The organism is Dolichospermum circinale AWQC310F, assembly GCF_000426925.1.
GTDB classification, from domain to species: Bacteria; Cyanobacteriota; Cyanobacteriia; order Cyanobacteriales; family Nostocaceae; genus Dolichospermum; species Dolichospermum circinale.
In genome coordinates this window covers 33589-38990 of sequence record NZ_KE384688.1, presented here as the reverse complement: position 1 = coordinate 38990, position 5402 = coordinate 33589, and the positions used below count along the sequence as shown (strand labels likewise).

Sequence of the window (5402 nt, the reverse complement as noted above, 5' to 3'; positions counted from 1 at the left end):
GGAGATTCTTGTTCCTAGCTTCTAGTCTGTCTATCTGGGCAGGCAGGATGCCCACCCCACAGAAATTAATGTCCCTTTCCCAAATTAGGAGATTTAAGAAATGATGAAATTAGCATTATTAACCACACTGTTTTTAACCACCACATTAGCATCTACTCCTGTTTTTGCTCAAGAAGATGCTAATAATCAAATTCGCTTTATCTGTTCTACAAGTCGTTACTCCGAAAATGGAAAGTCTGTTCCTACCACTTTTCTTTGGACACCAAATTTCCAAAAAGCAATGGTAACTTGGACATCTGTATTAGGAGGAGTTAAACCACAACAACGTTGTAAAACAGTTTCTCAGAACTTCCAAACAGCTTTTAATAACGGCAGTCTTAATTACGTTACCAATGCTTTTCAAAACGGTAATAAAGTAATTTGTTCTGTGAGTTCAATAGATGGTGATGGTGGTTGTGATACTGTATTATTTACATTGCGACCTCAGGACAAGTCTCAAAATGTTCTCAGACACTTAAACAAACTCTGGTTTGGTAGTGCTACGACCGGACCTCTTATCCAATATTCTGGAGAACGGAAATTTTACCTTGATATTCGCCAATTCCTGAATACACCACCAGCAAATAAAATGCAATAATCAATAACCGTAGGGTGCGTTAGGTGCAAACCGTAACGCACCATAACCTATAACAATGCTTAAAAATCGTGCGTTACGCTGTCGCTAACACACCCTACAAATGAAATTTTTTATCCAAATAATACTGATAAACCAAAATGAAACGCTTATTTTTGACCCTCATCTGCACAACCGCTTTATTAACTATTCCTCAACAATTATTACTAATTTCTGCTACTCAAGTTACCGCACAAGAAACTACAAAAAAAGTATTAAGTTCAGCACAATTACAAGATTTAGCCAAATCTATCACCGTAAAAGTATTAACTAAAAATGGCAGTGCTTCAGGAACTTTAATTGCCAAAAATGGTAATAATTACACTATTTTAACTAATGATCATGTGATTAATCGAGGTGAATCTTATCGCATCCAAGCACCAGATGGAAAAATATATCCTGCTACTGTCATTAAAGAAAAACCCCCATCTTTAAAAAATCAAGATGTAGCTTTATTCCAGTTTCAATCAACAGTAGAATATACCATAGCTACCTTAGGGACTTCCGCACCTATAGCAGTAAATCAAAAAATTGTCGCAGCTGGATTTGTGAGTGATAGTGCTAAATTAGTTTTCACAGAAGGACAAATTTCTCTATTACCAGATAAAAGTTTTCAAAGAGGTTATCGCATTGGTTATAATAACAAAATTCAACCGGGAATGAGTGGCGGACCCATATTAAATTATCAAGGTGAAGTTATTGGCATTAATGCCGTTCATGCCTATCCTATTTCTGATAAAATATATACTTATATTGACAATAGTAAACCCAGCGCAGCCGAACGTCAGCAAATGCGTCAATATAGTTGGGGTTTACCGATTTACGCCGTCGCTAAGATAATCCCGGAATTTGTGGCTAAATCACCAAGAAAGATTGATAATTCCGGTTTGAGAGCAAAAAAAGGTTTAATCCAAAATATTGACCAAATTGCCCAAGAAATTACGGTGTTAATTCCTAATGCTAACCCCGAAGATATGGGTTCTGGGGTAATTATTGCCCAGAAAGGTAATATTTATTATGTGTTGACCGCAGATCATGTGATCTGGAATCGTGATGAAAAAAAATTAAAAAATAAGTTAGAAATAGTCGCACCAGATAATCAAAGATATGCTATAAATGTCAGCAATGCGAAAAGAATGCCTGGAGTTGATTTAGCCGTTGTTCAATTTACCAGTAATCAAAAATATCGAGTTGCAACTTTAGCAAATTATAGTTTAAATACTAAAGGTCAAAAAGTGTTTGTTTCTGGTTTTCCTGGTAATAAACAACAAAATAAAAACAAACCTCATCGGATTTTGACGGCGGGAATTTTGAGCCAACAGCAAGTCATTAAGTTAAATACTTATCTAAGTTTCAATAATCAAAGTTCTCTGATACCCGTGCAAATACAAACTGTTCTAAGTGATGGTTATGATCTACTTTATAGTAATATTACTAAAGGGGGAATGAGTGGCGGTGCAGTTTTGGATACCCAAGGAAGATTAATTGGTATTCATGGCAGAGTGGAAGGTGAAATATCACTCGATTTTGATGGTGAAATCAATTTAGGTAGTAGTTCTGGTATTCCCATTAGAACATTTTTAAATTTAGTTGAACAGGTAGGAATAGATTCAGATTTAAAAGTCGAAACTACTGCACCAGCTACACTAAAAAAATCGGAAGAGGATGTAATTAGTGAATATTTATTACCATTGGATCAAGTTCCTAAAAATAGTGATGATGAAATATCATGGCTAAATTATGCTAATCAACTATGGCGTTCTCAAAAATATGCAGAAGCAATAAAAGCTGTTGATAAAGCGATTAGCAAAAAACCGAATTTTTATCAAGCTTGGTATTTCAAGGGGGTGATATTTTTTAGTGAAAAAAAAGATACAGAAGCTATTACTGCTTTTGATAAAGCTCTTAAAATTAATCCCGACTTTGCTCAAGCTTGGAAATTGCGGGGTAGAGTGCTTGGGTTATTAGATAAACATCCCGAAGCCTTGACATCTTTTGACAAAGCCATTGCTCTGAGTCCTAATCAATTTGATCTTTACTATTGGCGAGGTTTATCCCTTGCTCAATTAAAGCGGTTTCCTGAATCAATTGAGGCATACAATCAAGCCATTAAATTTTATCCCGACTTTCAACACAGTTATCTTTCACGTGGTTGGTCCTATGTGAATTTACAAAAATATCAACAAGCCATAGATGATTTTACTCAGGTCATTCAACTTGACCCTAAAAATGCCGACTATTACCACTCAAGGGGTCTTGCTTACAGTTTGTTAAATAAGCGTCAACAGGCAATTGATGATTTGACTCAGGCCATTCAACTTGACCCTAAAAATGCTCAATATTACAGCCACAGGGGTTATGCTTACTATCCATTAAAGAAGTATCAACAAGCCATAACTGATTTTACTAAAGCCATTCAGCTTGACCCTAAAAATGCTCAATATTACAACGCCAGAGGTTTGGTGTACGGAAGTTTAGAAGACTACAAAAAAGCCATAGAAGATATAACAGAAGCTATTCGTCTTGACCCTAAAGATTTTTCATACTATGCATCTAGGGGTATTGCTTACTCAGGGTTAAAAGACTACAAACAAGCTATATCTGATTTAACAGAAGCTATTCGTCTTGACCCTAAAAATGGACCATACACTGTAGGAGGTCGCAGATACTCTGAATTTAAAGATAATGAAATCTTTATTAGCTCTTACAATACAGGTATTAGTATTGTATATGCAGCTAGAGGTGATTCTCACCGGAATTTAAAAAACTACAAACAGGCAATTGATGATTACACTCAAGCCATTAAAATTGACCCTAAAAATCCAACATACTATCGTGATAGGGGTGTCGCTTATGGTAAATTAAAAAACTACAAACAGGCAATTGATGATTACACTCAAGCCATTAAAATTGACGATAAAAATGCAATATACTATGTCGGTCGTGGTCTTGCTTACTTTCAATTAAAGGACTACAAACAGGCAATTAATGATTACACCCAAGCCATTAAAATTGACGATAAAAATGCAATATACTACAATGCGAGGGGTCTTACTTACCTTGAATTAAAGGACTATAAACAGGCAATTAATGATTATACTCAGGCCATTCAACTTGACACTAAAAATGCTATTTACTATAATCTTAGGGGTTTTGCCTATTTTCAATTGAAAGACTACAAACAAGCAATTAATGATTATACTCAGTCCATTCAACTTGATCCTAAAAATGCAGGATACTATGGTGATAGGGGTCTTATTTACTTTCAATTAAAAGACTACAAACAAGCAATTGATGATTACACTCAAGCCATTAAATTAAAACCCGACTTTACCGAAGCCTACTATGTTCGGGGTATTGCTAACTATTTCTTGAAAGACTACAAACAAGCGATTGATGATTGGAATCAAGCCATTAAATTAAAACCCGACTATCCCGAAGCTTACACGAACTTAGGTATAGTTTCCTATGAAATGGGAGAAGTAGAAACAGCAATTAATTATTGGCGAAATGCGATCAAAATCAATAGCAATTTTGCAGAAGCACATTTAGCATTAGGTGTAGCCTTGTATGAGAAAGGTGATCAAGAAGCCGGTTTGAAATCCGCAGAAACGGCATTAAAATTAGATAAACGTTATGGAAAGATAGAGTTTCTCAAAGAAAATGGTTGGGGTGAAAAGTTGATAAAAAATAGTCAGGAGTTTTTGAACAATCCCAGAATTAAAGTTTTGATTTAGGGGATCTTTTCCATATCTATCGGTTACTGTGCCTCATAAACCGCAAATCTGCTGTAATTCGGGCATACTTTGACTCATTCTTTATAACCGCCAATATTTGTAGGTTGGGTTGAGGTACGAAACCCAACATCACCCACCGACATATTACAGGGGTTTCCGCTCTTATAAGGTACATCTTAAGCCCCCTCCTCGCTTGCGGGGAGGGGGTTGGGGGTGGGGTTCTTGTACCTTATAACATCGGGAAGTGCTGTATAATTAATGTTGGGTTGCGCTTCACTTTATAATTAATGTTGGGTTTCCTTGCGTCAACCCAACCTACGGGGTAAAATCAAGTTTATAAAACACAACGTTATTCACAGGATATTTATAGTATGGAATATCGCCGCGCCAAAGTGGCAGGAGGAACATACTTTTTTACAGTGGTGACAGAGAAAAGACAAAAAATATTATGTTTACCAAAAAATGTTTCTTTATTAAGAGATGCTTTTGGTTATGTAATGCAGAAACATCCATTTATTATAGATGCTACTGTTATTTTACCTGATCATCTCCACTGTATTTGGACATTACCAGAAAATGATCATGATTTTTCTACCCGTTGGCGTTTAATTAAAAGTTATTTTAGTCATAAATGTGAAACTATTTCACCAGAAAATATATCTTTATCTAGAAAAAAGAAAAAACAACGGGCTATATGGCAATATCGTTTTTGGAAACATTTAATTAGAGATGAAATAGATTTTCAATATCACGTTGAATATATTCATTATAATCCCGTGAAACATGGTTTGGTAACAGCACCAAAATATTGGGAATATTCCAGTTTTCATCGCGCTGTGCGTCAAGGTATGTATGACATGATGTGGGGTGCGGGTGAGGAAATTATTTTTGATGATAATATTAGCAACGAGTAGGTTGGGTTGAATGAAATGAAACCCAACATTAACTTATTTAGGACTTACGCACAAGTCACGGAATAATGAACCACGTTT

General features: G+C 35.6%; 3 protein-coding genes. All 3 read left to right on the top strand.

The window, feature by feature from the left end:
• Positions 1–100: 100 nt before the first annotated feature.
• The 3 genes from ACIR310F_RS23710 to ACIR310F_RS0113755 all read left to right on the top strand — a co-directional run bounded on the left by ACIR310F_RS23710 (position 101) and on the right by ACIR310F_RS0113755 (position 5324).
• The gene (locus ACIR310F_RS23710) at positions 101–637 is read left to right on the top strand and encodes a COP23 domain-containing protein (protein WP_051289648.1); all 537 of its coding nucleotides are present in this window, start codon (positions 101–103) and stop codon (positions 635–637) included.
• Between the two features lie 137 nt (positions 638–774).
• On the top strand, positions 775–4410 hold the full coding sequence (locus tag ACIR310F_RS0113760; RefSeq protein WP_028084319.1) for a serine protease: 3636 nt from the start codon (positions 775–777) through the stop codon (positions 4408–4410).
• A gap of 371 nt (positions 4411–4781) precedes the next feature.
• On the top strand, positions 4782–5324 hold the full coding sequence (locus ACIR310F_RS0113755; protein WP_028084318.1) for an REP-associated tyrosine transposase: 543 nt from the start codon (positions 4782–4784) through the stop codon (positions 5322–5324).
• The last annotated feature ends 78 nt before the right edge of the window (positions 5325–5402 follow it).

Bases quoted from the DNA above. Each gene is read 5' to 3' on its own strand.
- ACIR310F_RS23710 (WP_051289648.1), top strand. From the start codon at position 101: ATGATGAAATTAGCATTATTAACCACACTGTTTTTAACCACCACATTA.
- ACIR310F_RS0113760 (WP_028084319.1), top strand. From the start codon at position 775: ATGAAACGCTTATTTTTGACCCTCATCTGCACAACCGCTTTATTAACT.
- ACIR310F_RS0113755 (WP_028084318.1), top strand. From the start codon at position 4,782: ATGGAATATCGCCGCGCCAAAGTGGCAGGAGGAACATACTTTTTTACA.